Annotated in this window: 14 protein-coding genes; 11 read left to right on the top strand and 3 right to left on the bottom strand. The window is 72.7% G+C overall.

The window, feature by feature from the left end; genetic code table 11:
• The first annotated feature begins 36 nt into the window (after window positions 1-36).
• A complete protein-coding gene (locus ACL03H_RS22590) occupies window positions 37-867 on the top strand; it encodes a class I SAM-dependent methyltransferase (RefSeq protein WP_412813308.1) in 831 nt (276 codons plus the stop codon).
• Between the two features lie 412 nt (window positions 868-1,279).
• On the opposite strand, the gene ACL03H_RS22585 is transcribed toward ACL03H_RS22590, so the two are convergent.
• The 3 genes from ACL03H_RS22585 to ACL03H_RS22575 form a co-directional block, all read right to left on the bottom strand.
• Entirely contained in the window at window positions 1,280-1,666 is a 387-nt protein-coding gene (locus tag ACL03H_RS22585) for a hypothetical protein (RefSeq protein WP_412813307.1), read from the bottom strand.
• An 817-nt stretch (window positions 1,667-2,483) separates the two neighbouring features.
• A complete protein-coding gene (locus tag ACL03H_RS22580) occupies window positions 2,484-3,293 on the bottom strand; it encodes an FAD binding domain-containing protein (RefSeq protein WP_412813306.1) in 810 nt (269 codons plus the stop codon).
• Window positions 3,290-3,757, bottom strand: coding sequence for a (2Fe-2S)-binding protein (locus tag ACL03H_RS22575; RefSeq protein WP_412813305.1), 468 nt, complete (start codon window positions 3,755-3,757; stop codon window positions 3,290-3,292). Before ACL03H_RS22575 ends, ACL03H_RS22580 begins: the two co-directional genes overlap by 4 nt.
• A 151-nt stretch (window positions 3,758-3,908) precedes the next feature.
• Between ACL03H_RS22575 and ACL03H_RS22570 the strand changes: the two genes are divergently transcribed.
• From ACL03H_RS22570 to ACL03H_RS22525, 10 genes are all read left to right on the top strand, one after another.
• Window positions 3,909-4,796: an SAM-dependent methyltransferase gene (locus tag ACL03H_RS22570; protein WP_412813304.1), complete on the top strand. Its 888-nt coding sequence runs from the start codon at window positions 3,909-3,911 to the stop codon at window positions 4,794-4,796.
• Between the two features lie 64 nt (window positions 4,797-4,860).
• Window positions 4,861-6,273 carry a xylulokinase gene (xylB, locus tag ACL03H_RS22565; protein ID WP_412813303.1) on the top strand — a complete coding sequence of 471 codons (1,413 nt, stop codon included), beginning with the start codon at window positions 4,861-4,863 and terminating at the stop codon, window positions 6,271-6,273.
• A 106-nt stretch (window positions 6,274-6,379) separates the two neighbouring features.
• Entirely contained in the window at window positions 6,380-6,517 is a 138-nt protein-coding gene (locus ACL03H_RS22560; RefSeq protein WP_412813302.1) for a hypothetical protein, read from the top strand.
• A 134-nt stretch (window positions 6,518-6,651) separates the two neighbouring features.
• The gene (locus tag ACL03H_RS22555; protein ID WP_412813301.1) at window positions 6,652-8,610 is read left to right on the top strand and encodes a UvrD-helicase domain-containing protein; all 1,959 of its coding nucleotides are present in this window, start codon (window positions 6,652-6,654) and stop codon (window positions 8,608-8,610) included.
• 142 nt (window positions 8,611-8,752) lie between these two features.
• Complete coding sequence (locus ACL03H_RS22550) at window positions 8,753-8,980, top strand: hypothetical protein (protein WP_412813300.1); 228 nt, start codon at window positions 8,753-8,755, stop codon at window positions 8,978-8,980.
• Window positions 8,981-9,371: 391 nt separating this feature from the next.
• The gene (locus ACL03H_RS22545; protein WP_412813299.1) at window positions 9,372-9,653 is read left to right on the top strand and encodes a hypothetical protein; all 282 of its coding nucleotides are present in this window, start codon (window positions 9,372-9,374) and stop codon (window positions 9,651-9,653) included.
• Between the two features lie 123 nt (window positions 9,654-9,776).
• Window positions 9,777-10,601 carry a hypothetical protein gene (locus tag ACL03H_RS22540; RefSeq protein WP_412813298.1) on the top strand — a complete coding sequence of 275 codons (825 nt, stop codon included), beginning with the start codon at window positions 9,777-9,779 and terminating at the stop codon, window positions 10,599-10,601.
• Between the two features lie 10 nt (window positions 10,602-10,611).
• Window positions 10,612-12,495 (top strand): fumarate reductase/succinate dehydrogenase flavoprotein subunit, encoded by a 1,884-nt coding sequence (locus ACL03H_RS22535; RefSeq protein WP_412813297.1) that lies wholly within the window; start codon window positions 10,612-10,614, stop codon window positions 12,493-12,495.
• 11 nt (window positions 12,496-12,506) lie between these two features.
• Window positions 12,507-13,265 carry a succinate dehydrogenase/fumarate reductase iron-sulfur subunit gene (locus ACL03H_RS22530; protein WP_412813296.1) on the top strand — a complete coding sequence of 253 codons (759 nt, stop codon included), beginning with the start codon at window positions 12,507-12,509 and terminating at the stop codon, window positions 13,263-13,265.
• A 581-nt stretch (window positions 13,266-13,846) separates the two neighbouring features.
• On the top strand, window positions 13,847-15,007 hold a 1,161-nt coding region (locus ACL03H_RS22525; protein ID WP_412813295.1), incomplete at its 3' end, for a S8 family peptidase.

The raw sequence follows: 15,007 nt of genomic DNA, 5'->3' as shown, positions 1-15,007 counted from the left end.
TATGCCATCGGGGCAAGGCGACGCTAGCGTGGAGCCATGGCTCACGAACCCCAGCACCACGGCGCCGAGGACCTCCAGATCGAGATGCTCGACCTCGACGCGGAGGTCCTGCACGACCACCTCACCGCCCTCACCGCCAGGCTGCGCGAGCTGGCCGAGGAACCGGTGCGGCGGATCCTCGACCTCGGCAGCGGCTCCGGAACCGGCACCTTCGCCCTCCTCGAACGCTTCGAGGACGCGACGGCGATCGCCGTCGACAGCTCACCCGCGATGCTCGACCACCTCACCGCGAAGGGCGCGCGGCGCGGACTGTCCGAGCGGATCCGCACCGAGCAGGTCGACCTGGACGCCGCGTTCCCGCGCACCGAGGGCCCGGCCGACCTGGTGTGGGCGTCCGCCTCGCTGCACCACCTGGCCGATCCGGGCCGGCTGCTCGGCGAGGTCTTCGGTGCGCTGCGGCCCGGCGGTCTGGTGGCGGTGGCCGAGCTGGACGGGTTCCCGCGCTTCCTGCCCGACGACTTCGGTGTCGGCCGCCCGGGCCTGGAGGAGCGCTGCCGCGAGGTGCTCGCCGCCCGGCGCGCGGACGACCTCCCGCACATCAGCTCGGACTGGGCGGCTCTGCTGACCGGGGCCGGGTTCGGGCTGGTGGAGAACCGCGCGGTCGAGATCGACCTGCGCTCCCCGCTTCCCGAGGGCACCGCCCGCTACGCCGAGCTCGTCCTCACCCGGATGCGCCCGTTCCTCGCCGACCACCTCGACGCGACGGACCTCGACGTCCTCGACACCCTCCTCGCCGACGGCCTCCACCGCCGCGACGACCTCACCGTCCGCACCACCCGCACCTTCCTGGTCGCTCGCCGCCCGTGAGTGAACGGACCGTTCGTCCAACGCCGTGGGACGAACGGTCCGTTCACCGAGAGCGAGGCGCTGGGGCCGCTCGGCGGGCCGGGGCGAACGGACCGTTCACCCCGCAGCCGGTTCCGGGCAACGGCTCGCCAGTCCGGATTGGACGAACGGTCCGTTCGCCACAACCCGGGATCGGGGTGAACGGACCGTTGGACCAAGAGGATCGGACGAACGGTCCGTTGGCCGGACCTCGAATCCGGTGAGCGGACCGCTGGTCCGGCGGGTCGGGGTGAACGGTCCGCTCGCCCCGCTCCCTCGGCTCGGCGGACTTCTCGGAGTGAACGGCTCCTTCGACCAGCGGAGTGGGACGAACGGTCCGTTCGCTCGCCAACCGCGGCCGAGACGACCGCGCGGGTCGTTCAGCAGGTGATGATCACACCTGCGGGGTCATGGCCCAGGCGTCCCCGGGGGTGCCGTAGGACTTGACGATCCCGCCCTTGCTGGCGTTGAACGAGCCCTTGCCCACCTGGAACCGCTGGCCGCCGTCGGTGAGGCCCACGACGGTGATCGGCTCGATGCCCGCGCTGCTCAGGCCGGTGGTGTCGTGGCACTGCCCGGCGGGCACGACGAAGGTCGAGAAGCCGCCCCGGTCGGGGAATTCGACCTGGGTGGAGTACGACCCGTCGGAGCACAGCGAGAGCGTGCCCGGGCTGACCGCCGCCGTGGTGGCAGCGCTGGCGGCGGTGGCCGTGAGCGGCATGGCGAGCACGGCGGCGCTGGCGGCGAGCACGGTGGCGAAACGGGTGCGGCGATTGGTCATGAATCCTCCACGAATCGGATTGACATCGAAGATGAGCGCGCGCGGATTCCCCGGAAGCGGAATTCCCGCCAGAAATCTCATCCGCAGCGCGGGGCCGACATTACGCGGGCTCCAGCACATCGCTCCGGAACGGCGTCTCGTCCGCCCGGCATCGGGCCGATCAGCGCCGGGGCGAGTGAAAGCGCAGGTCATGTCCGGAAGCGATCGGACGGGTGCGGCTGAATCGGAGTGATTCGACCGCCTCGGACTCGTGAATTCCGAGAACCGCTCGAAGCGCACCTTGGGGGTATCCCTCATCGGTCCCGGGCGCCTCCGAGAGTCCGGGATCGGCCGCTCGGCCGCACCGCTCCCGCGGCCCTCTTCGGAAGCCGGGGAGCGCATTCGCCGGTCACCCCGAGCCCCGGACGCGTTCACCGCCATCCTGGCCGTTCCGGTTCCGGAATGCGCGCTCGTCCGCGCGGTGCCGCCGCCCAGGTGCCGACCCCGATCTCCGCCTCCTCCCGCGCTGAGCAGAAGCGCGGGCCGCGCCCGAAGTCGAGGTGCGAGTCCTGCGCGATGGAGCCCGGAGCCCGGATCGGTGAACGCTCCCGGGGCTCGCGGTGCGCGGGCACAGCGGCGGCAGAACCGCCCGAAGAACGCGCCTCCGCCAGGGACGACCGAGGATCGGCCAGCGCGCCTCACCAACCGGACCACCGAACCGTCGCGGGCGATCGCCCCGGTGCACCTCGCCCGGCGCGCGCACGTCGCCGACAGCGGATCGCGAACCCCGCACGAGCTCGACCGCGCTCGTGCGGGGAAGTTGCCGGGCATCCGGCCCTCAGGCGCGGGAGTTCTCCAGGGCCCGGCGGACCAGGACGCGGGCCAGGTGCCTGCGGTACTCGGCCGAGGCCGTCGGTTCGTCCGCGGGCGAGGTGCCCTCGGCGGCGCGTTCGGCTGCCTCGGCGGGGGTGCTGCCGGCGGCCAGCGCGGCCTCGACGGCGCGAGCGCGCAGCGGAGTCGCCCCCATGTTCACCAGCGCCACCGCGTCCCCGGCGACCGCGACGCCGACCACGGCCCAGTCCGAGGCGCGCCGGGTGAACTTCTGGAAGTCCCAGCCCCCGGCCCGTTTCGGCACCCGGACCTCGGTGAGGACCTCGTCCGGCGCCAGCGCGGTCTCGAAGAAGTCCACGAAGAACTCGGCGGCGGGCACCTCCCGCGTCCCGCCCGGGCCGGTCAGCACCAGCACCCCGTCCAGCGCCAGCACCACCGCGGGCAGGTCCCCGGCCGCGTCCCCGTGCGCGAGCGAGCCGCCGAGGGTGCCGCGGTGGCGGACCTGCGGATCGCCGACGGTCCCCGCGGCGCGCGCCAGCAGCGGCAGCTCCCGCGCCAGCAGCGCCGAGGTCGCGAGGTCGTGGTGCCGGGTGAGCGCCCCGATCCGCACCGCGTCCCCGGCGTCCTCGACGAACGCGAGCTCCCGCAGCCCGCCCACGTCGACCAGCACCTCCGGCACGGCCAGGCGCAGCTTCATCAGCGGCAGCAGGGAATGCCCGCCCGCCAGCAGCTTCGCCTCCTCGCCGTGCTCGGCGAGCAGCCGCAACGCCTCGTCGACCGATCCGGCCCGGTGGTAGCGGACTTCGGCCGGGATCATCGCGCACCCTCCGCGCGGGACGCGGCGAGCACGGACTCGACGATGTTCTGGTAACCCGTGCAGCGGCACAGGTTGCCCGCCAGGCCTTCGCGCGCCTCGTGCTCGGTCGGAGCGGGGTTCTCCCGCAGCAACGACACGGAGGCCAGCACCATCCCCGGCGTGCAGAACCCGCACTGCAGGCCGTGGCGCTCCTGGAAGGCCCGCTGCACCGGGTGCAGCCCGTCGCCGGAGTCGAGCCCCTCCACCGTGGTGATCTCGTGGCCGTCGGCCTGCGCGGCCAGCACGGTGCAGGACTTCACCGACTCCCCGTCCAGCAGCACCGTGCACGCGCCGCAGGAACTGGTGTCGCAGCCCGTGTTCGTGCCGGTGAGGCCGCAGTCCTCCCGCAACAGGTGGACGAGCAGGGTGCGGTCCTCGACGTCGTGCCGCTGCTCGGTGCCGTTGATCGTGATCGTGACCTGCAACCCGGGCTCCCTCTGAAGGCTGGTCGAAGCCTACCGGGAATCGGGGACGATTCGATCTCCTCGCGGCGGCCGACCGGACGATCAGTTGTGGCCGCCCGCCGCCTATACTGCGTGTCGGCGCAAGTGCCGCGATCCTGCTGCGAGGTGTTCGATGCCCGATCGCTCCGGTGCCGATCCCGCCCGGCTCAGCTGGGCCCGGTCCGGGATCGCGGCTTCGGACCCGGAGACCGGACCGCTCGACGTGCGGCGTCTGAACACCCGGAACCCCAGCGTCGCCCGGTGCTTCGACGCGCTGCAGGGCGGCAAGGACAACTACGCCGTGGACCGCGCCGTCGTGGACGCCGCGCTCGAAGTCTCCCCCGGGCTCGATGTCGCGACCCGGGACCACCGGGAGTGGCTGCTGCGGGTGGTGCGCTACCTGGCCGGCGCCGCGGGAGTCGACCAGTTCCTCGACATCGGCTCCGGGCTGCCCGCCGCCGAGAACACCCACGAGGTCGCGCAGCGCGCCAATCCGGACGCCGTCGTCGTCTACGTCGACCACGACCCGATGGTGTTCACCCACGGCAAGGCCCTGCTGGTCGACAACGACCGCACCCACTTCGCGTTCGGCGACCTCACGCGCCCGGCGGATCTGCTGGCGCTGCCGCAGATCGAGCGCGCCATCGACTTCTCCCGACCGGTGGCGGTGCTGCAGGCCGCGACGCTCCAGCACGTCGGTGACGCCGCGGCTCCGCACCAGGTCGTCGCCCGCTACGTCGACGCGCTCGCGCCCGGGTCCTACCTCGCGCTCAGCCACCTGGTGCGCCCGGCCGATCCCGCGCAGGTCGAGGTAGCCGCGCACCTGGAGAAGCTGATGCTCGCCGAACTCGGCACCGGGTGGTTCCGGGACCACGACGAGATCGCCCGCTTCTTCGACGGCACCGAGCTCGCCGAACCCGGCCTCGTGCGGCCGGTGGACTGGTGGCCGGACGGTCCGCGGATGCGGCCGCGGGTGCCCGCGCACGACCTCGTGCTCTGCGGACTCGGCCGCAAGCCCTGAGCTCGCGGTGCCGTCTGGCAAGATTTCGCCGTTGCACTCGCGACGTGAGGTGAGGGGCCGCCCCGTGTTCGTTCTCGGCATCGACAGTTCCACCCAGTCCGCCAAGGCGGTCGTGGCCGAGGCGGAGACCGGCCGGGTCGTCGCCGAAGGCAAGGCCCAGCACCCGGCGGGGACCGAGGTCGACCCGTGGTCGTGGTGGACCGCGGCCCGCGAGGCCGTCGAGCAGGCCGCCGCCGCGTCCCCCGGGCCGATCGAGGCGGTGTCGGTCGCCGGCCAGCAGCACGGCATGGTCGCGCTGGACGCGCGGGGAGAGCCGGTGCGGGACGCGCTGCTGTGGAACGACACCCGTTCCGCTCCGCAGGCCCGGGCGCTCGTCGAGCGGCACGGCGCCGACGGGCTCGCCGCGCGCACCGGGCTGGTTCCCGTCGCGAGCTTCACCCTGACCAAGCTGGCCTGGCTCGCCGAGCACGAACCGCACCACGCCGACCGCGTCGACCGGGTGCTGCTCCCGCACGACTGGCTGACGTGGCTGTTCGCCGGGCGCCCCGAGCGCGCCTGCACCGACCGGGGGGACGCCTCCGGCACCGGCTACTTCGACCCGGCAACCGGTTCCTGGCTGCCGGACCTGCTGTCGGAGGCGATGGGCGGACGCACCCCGCGCCTTCCCGAGGTGCTCGACCCGGCCGGCTCCGCCGGGCGCGGCACCGGATTCGCCCCGCTGGAGGGCGCCGTGCTGGCCGCCGGGACCGGCGACAACATGGCGGGCGCGCTGGGCATCGGGGCCGGGCCGGGAGACGTGGTCGTGTCCCTCGGCACTTCCGGAACCGCGTTCGCGGTGGCCGAGCAGCCGTGCGCGGACGAGAGCGGGCAGGTCGCGGGCTTCTGCGACGCCACCGGCCGCTACCTGCCGCTGGTGTGCACGCTCAACGCGGCCCGCGTGCTCAGCGCGGCCGCGACGATGCTCGGCACCGACCTGGCCGGGCTGGACCGGCTCGCGCTGGAGGCCGCCCCGGGGGCGGGCGGGCTGACCCTGCTGCCCTACCTGGAGGGGGAGCGGACCCCCGACCTGCCGGACGCCACCGGCACCCTCACCGGGATGCGCGGCGCCAACACCACTCCGGAGAACCTGGCCCGCGCCGCCGTCGAGGGAATGCTGTGCGGCCTCGCCGACGGCATCGACGCGCTGCGCCGCGTCGGGGTGGAGGTGCGCCGGGTGCTGCTGATCGGCGGGGCGAGCGAGTCGGCGGCGGTGCGTGCGATCGCGCCCTCGCTGTTCGGGGTCCCGGTGGAGATCCCGGAGCACGCCGAGTACGTCGCGCTCGGCGCGGCGAAGCAGGCGGCCTGGGCGGCGTCCGGCGCGGCGGAACCGCCCGAGTGGGAGCTGCGCTCCGAGCGCTGCCCGGAGACGACCGCCCACCAGGGCGACGCGGTCCGGCACGCCTACCGGACCGCCCGCCAGCTCGTGCACGGATTCTGATCCTTCCCGGGGGGTTCCCCCGGACCCGCGCGGCGCGCCTCGCCCCGCCCCGGCCCGGTGTGGTCGTCTCGGGGGAGGTGGAACCGAGCGGGAAGAGGTGATCTCCGTGGAGTGGTTGGTCTTCGGAGCCCTGGTCGTGGTGTTGCTGCTGCTCGTGGTCCGGAACTCCCGGCGGCGCCCGAAGCGCCGCAGCTCCGTGCACGGAGTCGGCGAGAGCATCGACTCCGGAGGCGGCGGCGACTGAGCCGGGATTGCGCCGACCGGTCCGAGCTGCTGCGGCGAACGGGTGGTCCCCCGATCGCGGCGCTGACCCGTCCGGCGCACGCCCGCTAGGTTCGATCTTGAGTCGACCGGCGGGAGACGCGGAGGTGCCCGGGCATGAGTACCGATCACCGCGAGGAGCGGTTCCGTCGCGCGGCCGAGCGCGCGGTCGCCGCCTACCCGGAACTGCCGAGCTGGAAGCGCCGGGTGCTGACCCGGTTCCTGGTGGAGAGCCGCCGGGGATGGCACACCTGCGTGCACGAGGCCTTCCCCGACGCACCGGCCGCCGAACCCGACGTGCTGCTGATCGGACCGCTGGGCGTGCTCGCGATCGCGCTCCGGGACAAGGAGCCCGAGTGGGAGGACGTCCGCGCCGCCGTGCGGAGGTGCGCCGAACTCTTCCTCGGTGCCCGCGCGCCTGCGGGATCGGTCACCGAAGCGGTGGTGCGACCCGTCGTGGTGCTGCCGACCGGTCGGGGACCGGCGAACCCGTCGATCGGGCACCACCTCACGGTCGCGGACACCGAGCTGGACCGGGTGCTGCGGCGCGGCGAGCGCAGGCTCGGTCGGCGCGACGCGCAGTCGCTCGTCGAGCACCTGGGGGCGCGCGCCGGTTTCACCCCGCTCACCCCGGGTGCGGCTCGGGACCCCGCGGAGCCCGACGCGGAGTTGTTCGACGTCGCCGACCTCTCCAGGGATCGTTTCGACGCCGCGTTGGACGGTCCGTTCGAGGCCTGGCTGACCTTCCTGGACGACGAGCAGGCCGCGATGGTGCGCCGCGACTACAGCGGACCCGCGCGCATCAGCGGCCCGGCCGGCACCGGCAAGTCCGCGGTGGCGCTGCACCGGTTGGTGCACCTGGCGCGCCGGAGCGTCGGACCGCTGCTGTTCACCACCTACGCGCGCAACCTGCCGCCGATCGCGCGGCGGCTGTTCCACCGGCTCGCCCCGGAGATCGGCGACCGCGTCGAGTTCAGCACCGTGCACCGCTGGGCGAAGCAGTTCCTCCACGAGCGCGGCCGGGCGGTGGACGTGCGACCGGTGGCGAGCTGCTTCGCGCTGGCCTGGTCGCAGTTCGGAAAGAACACCAGGCTCGCGGAGCTCAACCCGCGTCCCGACTACTGGCAGGACGAGATCGACCGCGTGATCAAGGGGCGGGGGATCGCCGATCTCACCCGGTACCAGGCCCTCAACCGGGTGGGCCGGGGAATGGGGATCGAGCGCGGTGCGGACCGGGCGTTGGTCTGGCAGCTGTACGAGACCTACGAGCGGATCCGCGCGGACAAGGGCGTGCTCGACTTCAACGACGTGCTGACCGCGGCGCACGCCGAGCTCGAACGGCGCGGGCTGGACCGCCCGCTGGCGGGGGTCGTCGTGGACGAGGTCCAGGACATCACGCTCGTCGGCTTGCGGCTGCTGCACGCGCTGGCCGGGGACGGGCCGAACCGCCTGCTGCTGGTGGGGGACGGGCAGCAGCAGATCTACCCGGGTGGTTGGCGGCTCTCCGACGCCGGCATCCCGATCCGGGGCAGGGGTGAGGTGCTGCGCACCAACTACCGCAACGCCTCCCGGATCCTGGAGTGCGCGAAGCGGTTCGACGCCTCGAACCAGGTCGACGATCTCGACGGGGCCGCGGGGTTCTCGTTGCGCGAGGCGGTGGCGACGCTTCGCGGAGGGGACGTGATCTGGTGGACGGGCGCGCCGGAGCAGCACGAGGAGGCTCTCGTCGGGGCGCTGCGCCGGCTGGACGTCGAACCTGACGACGTCGCGGTGCTGACGTTCGGCAAGGTGAGCACGACTCGGTGGCTGAAGGTGCTGCGCGCGGCCGGGTTCGCGGCGCGCGACCTGGAGCACTACGAGGGCGAGCGCGACGGCAAGGTCCGGGTCGGCACCGTCCACCGGGCCAAGGGCCTCGAATTCCGCGCCGTGCTCGTGCCCGAGATCCCCGCCGGTCCTGGCGTGGACGAGCGGCGTCGCGATCAGCGAGAACGAGATGAGCGCACCCAGCTGGTCGCGCTCACCCGGGCGCGGGACGTGCTCTGGGTGGGACGCCCGCACCGGGAGGGCGCCGGCTGAGCCGAGGTCGCGATGGTGCGGCGGTTCCGGCTGAACCGGGTCTGCGGGCCGACGCGCGGTGATAGCTTCCGAGCACCTGCTGGCGAGGGCGCCGGGACCCCGGCGGGGCGCAGCGAACCCGGCACGCTGGGGGTTGATGGTCATGAGCATCGCAGTGATCGGACTTGTCTTGCTGGCCGTCGTGCTGGTCATCTCGTTCAACGCGCCGAGGCGGTCGGCCGCGCGCCGCGGCTCCTACTCGGCCGCGCCGTTCGTCGGGACCGGCGACCACGGCACGCACCACCACGGCGGCTCCGACGGCGGCAGCGGCTTCGACGGCGGCTGCGGCGACGGCGGCGGCAGCAGCGGCGGTGACGGCGGCGGCTGCTGACCGGCGGCTGCGCGCCCGCCCCGGACGGCGCCACCGCCGGTAGCCGCGGCGGGTGCGCTGCCCGGGAGCGGGGTCTGCTCGACGCGGGACGCCCCGGCGGCGCGCCCGACCGCGATCGCGGTGAGCCGCACCGCCGCGCCCGCCCGGATCTCGTGGCCCGGCCGAGCGCGGGTGCCCTCATCGCGGTGCGCGTCCGCCGCGAGCGGTGGTGCTGCCGGGACGGCGGTGCCGGACGGGGCCCGAGGTCCTGAGCGCTGTCACCGGGGGTTCGCTCGCGGCTGCCCGGTCGAGGGAAATCCTGGAAGTCAGCCTTGTGGCCCTTGTCACATTCCGCCGTCGCGCGGCACCCTCGACAGGTCGATGCGACGACCCGTGCGAGAGGTGTTCGCCCATGACTTCGACGACCGAACTGACCGACGTGCGGCGGGTGCTGGGGCAGTTGCGCAGCAGCGTCGGGACCCTCCGTTCGCGCTACGGCGACGCTGCGGCGGTGCGCCGCCTGAGCAACGATGTGGAGCGGCTCGAAATCGATCTCGCCGAGCTCTCGGCGCTGCCCGCGCCGCGCTCGGAGCCGTCCGGCCGCGAGACGGTCCTCGTACCGGACACGCCCTACGACCCCGCGCTGTGGCGCGATGCCGACGACGAGGGGGTCGGGGGCAGGCAACCGCACTGACCGGCCGCCGCGCGGGAGTCCGGCCGGGCTCCCGCGCGCGGGCGCGACGGTGCGCCCGCGCAGCACCGGCGAGCACGAGGGACGGGCCGCAAGCCGCACCGGACACCGACGACGAGGTCAGCCATGTCCGCACTCCCCGGTTTCGATCCATCCGGCGCCCCACCCGCGCACCCGCCGCCCTCCCCGGAGCCGCGGACCCGGCGCACCGACCGGTGGTGGCTGCCGCCGCTGATCACCGCGATCGGGCTGGGCCTGTTCCTGATCTACGGCCTGATCCGCACGTTCATGAACACGGCCTACTGGGTGCCCGAGCACCACTACCTCGCGCCGTTCTACTCGCCGTGCCTGAGCGCCGCCTGCGTCCCCGGGGCGAGCCACTGGGGGCAGTGGTTCCCGGCCCTCGGGCCGTTCGTGCCGCCACCGGTGTTCGTGCTGCCGTTCGTGTTCGGGTTCCGGCTGACCTGCTACTACTACCGCAAGGCCTACTACCGCTCGTTCTGGGCGTCCCCGCCCGCGTGCGCCGTGACCGAACCGCACCGCGGCTACACCGGGGAGGCCCGCTTCCCGCTGGTGCTGCAGAACCTGCACCGCTACTTCTTCTACGTCGCGCTGGTCGTAGCGGCCGTGCTCACCTACGACACCGCGATCGCGTTCCGCGGCGCCGACGGCGGATTCGGCGTCGGGCTCGGCACCCTCCTCATGGTCGTCAACGCGCTGCTGCTGTGGGCGTACACGGTGTCCTGCCACTCGTGCCGGCATCTCGTCGGCGGTCGGCTCAAGCACTTCTCCCGGCACCCCGTCCGGTACTGGGCGTGGACCAAGGTGACCGCGCTCAACGCTCGGCACATGCAGCTGGCCTGGGCCTCGCTGCTGTCGGTGGCGCTGGTCGACCTGTACGTGCTGCTCGTCGCCGCCGGAGCCTTCCCCGATCCCCGACTGTTCAACTGAGAGGCGGCCGATGCAGATCGAGCAGCACGACTACGACGTGATCGTGATCGGTGCGGGCGGGGCGGGGCTGCGGGCGGCGATCGAGACCCGGCAGCGGGGACTGCGCACCGCGGTGGTGTGCAAGTCGCTGTTCGGCAAGGCCCACACCGTGATGGCCGAGGGAGGCATCGCGGCCTCGATGGGCAACGCCAACCCGCACGACGACTGGCAGGTGCACTTCCGGGACACCATGCGCGGCGGGAAGTTCCTGAACAACTGGCGGATGGCGGAGCTGCACGCCCGGGAGGCCCCCGAACGGGTGTGGGAGCTGGAGACCTACGGCGCGCTGTTCGACCGCACCGCCGACGGGAAGATCAGCCAGCGCAACTTCGGCGGGCACGAGTACCCGCGCCTCGCCCACGTCGGCGACCGCACCGGGCTGGAGCTCATCCGCACCCTCCAGCAGAAGATCGTCTCGTTGCAGCAGGCCGACGCCGCAGAGCACGGCGACCCCGAGGCGCGGCTCAAGGTCTTCGCCGAGTGCACGGTCACCGAGCTGCTCAAGGACGCCCCGGACGGGCGGATCGCCGGGGCCTTCGCCTACTGGCGGGAGAGCGGGCGCTACGTGCTCTTCCGCGCGCCCGCCGTGGTCCTCGCGACCGGCGGCATCGGCAAGTCCTTCAAGGTCACCTCGAACTCCTGGGAGTACACCGGCGACGGGCACGCGCTGGCGCTGCGCGCGGGGGCCGCGTTGATCAACATGGAGTTCGTCCAGTTCCACCCGACCGGCATGGTCTGGCCGCCCAGCGTGAAGGGCATCCTCGTCACCGAATCCGTGCGCGGCGACGGGGGAGTGCTGCGCGATTCGGGCGGGCGGCGGTTCATGTTCGATTACGTCCCCGACGTGTTCAAGGGCTCCTACGCCGACTCCGAGGAGGAGGCCGACCGCTGGTACTCCGATCCGGAGGGCAACCGCAGGCCCCCCGAGCTGCTGCCCCGGGACGAGGTGGCCCGCGCGATCAACAACGAGATCAAGCAGGGCCGCGGCTCCGAGCACGGCGGGGTCTTCCTGGACATCGCCACCCGGCTCACCCCGGAGGAGATCACCCGGCGACTGCCCTCGATGCACCACCAGTTCCGCGAGCTGGCCGACGTGGACATCACCGCCGAGATGATGGAGGTCGGGCCCACCTGCCACTACGTGATGGGCGGCGTCGAGGTCGACCCGGACACCGCCGCCTCCGGGGTGCCGGGCCTGTTCGCGGCCGGTGAGGTCGCTGGCGGGATGCACGGCTCGAACCGGCTCGGCGGGAACTCGCTGTCGGACCTGCTGGTGTTCGGTCGCCGGGCCGGGATCGGCGCCGCCGAGCACGTCGCGCGCGAGGGCCGGCCGGAGCCGCGGGACACCGACGTGGCGGCCGCGGCGGCGCGCGCGGCGCGACCGTTCGAGTCCGGCACCGCCGAGGAGAACCCCTACGCCGTGCACGCCGACCTGCAGCAGGTGATGAACGACCTGGTCGGCATCATCCGCACCGGCGAGCAGGTCGAGGACGCCCTGCGGCGGTTGCGCGGGCTCGGGGAGCGGGCCCGCGACCTGGCCGTGGAGGGCAACCGGCAGTTCAACCCCGGCTGGCACCTCGCCCTCGACCTGCGCAACATGCTGCTGGTCAGCGAGTGCGTGGCGAAAGCGGCGGTGCTGCGCACCGAGAGCCGCGGCGGCCACACCCGGGACGACCACCCGGGCATGGTCGCGGACTGGCGGCGCACCCTGCTGGTCTGCTCGTTGGGCCGGGACGGGATTCGGGTCGACGAGCAGCGCCAGCAACCCGTGCGCCCCGACCTGCTCGCGCTGTTCGCGCCCGAGGAGCTGCGCAAGTACTTCACCGACGAGGAACTCGCCGCCGCGGCGGGCTGAGGAGGCCGAGGATGAGCTACCTGGCGCACCTGCGAGTGTGGCACGGCGACGCCGGTGGCGGCGAGCTGCGCGATCACGTCGTCGAAGCGGAGGAGGGGGAGGTCGTCCTCGACCTCGTGCACCGGCTGCAGGCGACCACCTGCCCCGACCTGGCGGTGCGGTGGAACTGCAAGGCGGGCAAGTGCGGCTCCTGCTCGGCGGAGATCAACGGGAAGCCGAAGCTGATGTGCATGACCCGGATGTCGACGTTCGCCACCGACGAGATCATCACCGTCACCCCGATGCGCACCTTCCCGGTGATCAAGGACCTGGTCTGCGACGTGTCGTTCAACTACGCCAAGGCCCGCGAGGTCCCCGCCTTCGAGCCACCCGCCGGTCTCGCTCCCGGCGAGTACCGGATGGCGCAGGAGGACGTGCAGCGCTCGCAGGAGTTCCGCAAGTGCATCGAGTGCTTCCTGTGCCAGGACGTCTGCCACGTGATCCGCGACCACGGCGAGAACAAGGAGGCCTACTCCGGGCCCCGGTTCCTGATGCGGATCGCCGAGCTGGAGCTGCACCCGCTGGACGCCCGCGACGAGACCCGCGCGAACCGGCCCGACGAGGCCCGCGCCGAGCACGGCCTCGGGCTGTGCAACATCACCCGTTGTTGCACCGACGTGTGCCCCGAGAACATCCAGATCACCGACAACGCGCTCATCCCCCTGAAGGAGCGGGTCGCCGACCGGAGATACGATCCGATCCGCCGCCTGTTCCGGCGCGGCCGGGATTGAACCGCCCGTGCGCCGGACGGTGTTCGATACCCGGAACACGACGAAATGCGAAGAATGCCGGTCCGCTGTGCCACATCGCGGGATTCGGGCACTCAAGGTGGCCGAACCGGACGCGCACCGTCACTCGCGCCGCGGACCGGCAATCCAGGACGGTGGGCGGGGCGAAATCGTGCCGTGATCGCGCGTCGGCCTCGGTCGCGCGACCCGGTGCGCCCGCGCTGAGCTGACGAAACGTCAGTTCACCACGACTTCTTCCACGTTTTTCCCGCGCGTTGCCGCCTTGGGTGGTTCATCGGCATTCGCGTCGTGGGAATGATGGCAAAGTCTCGTCGAGTGGCATGTCGCACTTCGGCCCGAAAGCCTCCCAGCATTCAGGAAAACTCCAGATGAAGCCTGTCAATATGGGGGGACTCCGACGAAGTCGGCGCACGTCGTGAAGGGTGGCGTTTTCTAGCCACCTCTTTGTTCGCGGTCGACTCGGTCGATACGTTCTGGGGCATCCGAGTCAATTACCGATCGACTTCGCTGCCAGGCGGTTCGTCCGCCGGGAAACGTGTCGGTTCGTGACGGAGGGAATCCCAGTGAAGAAAACGCTGTTCGGTGCAGGAGCCGGTCTGTCGGCCGCGGCGCTCGTGGTCGCCGCGGTCCCCGCGCTCGCCGCCGCCCCGCAGGAAGACCTGGCCCCGCTGACCATGCACACGGCGAACGCCGCCGGTGCGGGTGACTCGTTCGTGGTGAACCTCAAGGACGGCGTCAACGCCGCCGAGGTCGCCGAGGAGCTCGGCGTGCAGACCAAGCACGTCTACAACAACACCCTCAACGGGTTCTCGGCGACGCTGAGCCCGCAGCAGCTGCACGACGTCCGGGCCAACCCCGCCGTCGAGGGCGTCTCGCAGTCCTTCCGCATCCAGGTCGAGAACCCGCACGCCGCGGCGACCGAATCCTGGGGCCTGGACCGCCTCGACCAGCCGGAGCTGCCGCTGGACGACACCTACGCCCCGGCGCAGACCGGTTCGGGCGTCACCGCGTACGTCATCGACACCGGACTCGCCGTCAACCACCCGGACTTCGAGGGCCGCGCCTCGATCGGTTTCGACGCCACCGGTGGCGACGGCGGCGACGTGCAGGGCCACGGCACCCACACCGCGGGCACCATCGGTTCGAAGACCTACGGCGTCGCCCCCGGCACCGAGCTGGTCGGCGTGAAGGTCCTCGGCGACGACGGCAGCGGTACCACCGACGACATCATCGCGGGTCTGGACTGGGTCGCCGAGAACGCGGACGGCCCGTCGGTCGCGAACATGTCCCTCGGCGGCAGCAAGGACCCGGCGCTGGACGAGGCGGCCACCGGCCTGGTGGACAAGGGCGTGTTCCTCGCCGTCGCCGCGGGCAACGAGTCGCAGGACGCCGAGAACGTCTCCCCGGCCAGCGCGGAGGGCGTGTTCACCACGGCGGCCTCCGACGAGACCGACACCTCCGCCGAGTTCACCAACTTCGGCGCCACCGTCGAGGGCTACGCCCCGGGCGTGGACATCACCTCGACCGTCCCGGGCGGCGGCACCGAGGCGATGGACGGCACCTCGATGGCCAGCCCGCACGTGGCCGGCGCGGGTGCGCTGTACCTGGAGGCCAACGAGGGCGCTGCCCCGGCTGACGTGATCAAGGGCCTGCAGGACGGGGCCGCGACCGGCGTGATCCAGGGTGCGCCGCAGGACACCACCACCGACCTGCTGCAGGTCGAC

Source organism: Saccharopolyspora antibiotica, assembly GCF_047200635.1.
Classification (GTDB): Bacteria; Actinomycetota; Actinomycetes; order Mycobacteriales; family Pseudonocardiaceae; genus Saccharopolyspora_C.
Note: the sequence above shows the minus strand (reverse complement) of the source record. Positions and strands in the feature narration are given on the sequence as shown.

What these genes read in the sequence shown, in the direction of transcription:
- ACL03H_RS22570 (WP_412813304.1), top strand. Translation starts at nt 3,909, where the DNA reads ATGCCCGATCGCTCCGGTGCCGATCCCGCCCGGCTCAGCTGGGCCCGG.
- ACL03H_RS22580 (WP_412813306.1), bottom strand. Translation starts at nt 3,293, where the DNA reads ATGATCCCGGCCGAAGTCCGCTACCACCGGGCCGGATCGGTCGACGAG.
- ACL03H_RS22545 (WP_412813299.1), top strand. Translation starts at nt 9,372, where the DNA reads ATGACTTCGACGACCGAACTGACCGACGTGCGGCGGGTGCTGGGGCAG.
- ACL03H_RS22535 (WP_412813297.1), top strand. Translation starts at nt 10,612, where the DNA reads ATGCAGATCGAGCAGCACGACTACGACGTGATCGTGATCGGTGCGGGC.
- ACL03H_RS22590 (WP_412813308.1), top strand. Translation starts at nt 37, where the DNA reads ATGGCTCACGAACCCCAGCACCACGGCGCCGAGGACCTCCAGATCGAG.
- ACL03H_RS22530 (WP_412813296.1), top strand. Translation starts at nt 12,507, where the DNA reads ATGAGCTACCTGGCGCACCTGCGAGTGTGGCACGGCGACGCCGGTGGC.
- ACL03H_RS22540 (WP_412813298.1), top strand. Translation starts at nt 9,777, where the DNA reads ATGTCCGCACTCCCCGGTTTCGATCCATCCGGCGCCCCACCCGCGCAC.
- ACL03H_RS22555 (WP_412813301.1), top strand. Translation starts at nt 6,652, where the DNA reads ATGAGTACCGATCACCGCGAGGAGCGGTTCCGTCGCGCGGCCGAGCGC.
- ACL03H_RS22550 (WP_412813300.1), top strand. Translation starts at nt 8,753, where the DNA reads ATGAGCATCGCAGTGATCGGACTTGTCTTGCTGGCCGTCGTGCTGGTC.
- ACL03H_RS22585 (WP_412813307.1), bottom strand. Translation starts at nt 1,666, where the DNA reads ATGACCAATCGCCGCACCCGTTTCGCCACCGTGCTCGCCGCCAGCGCC.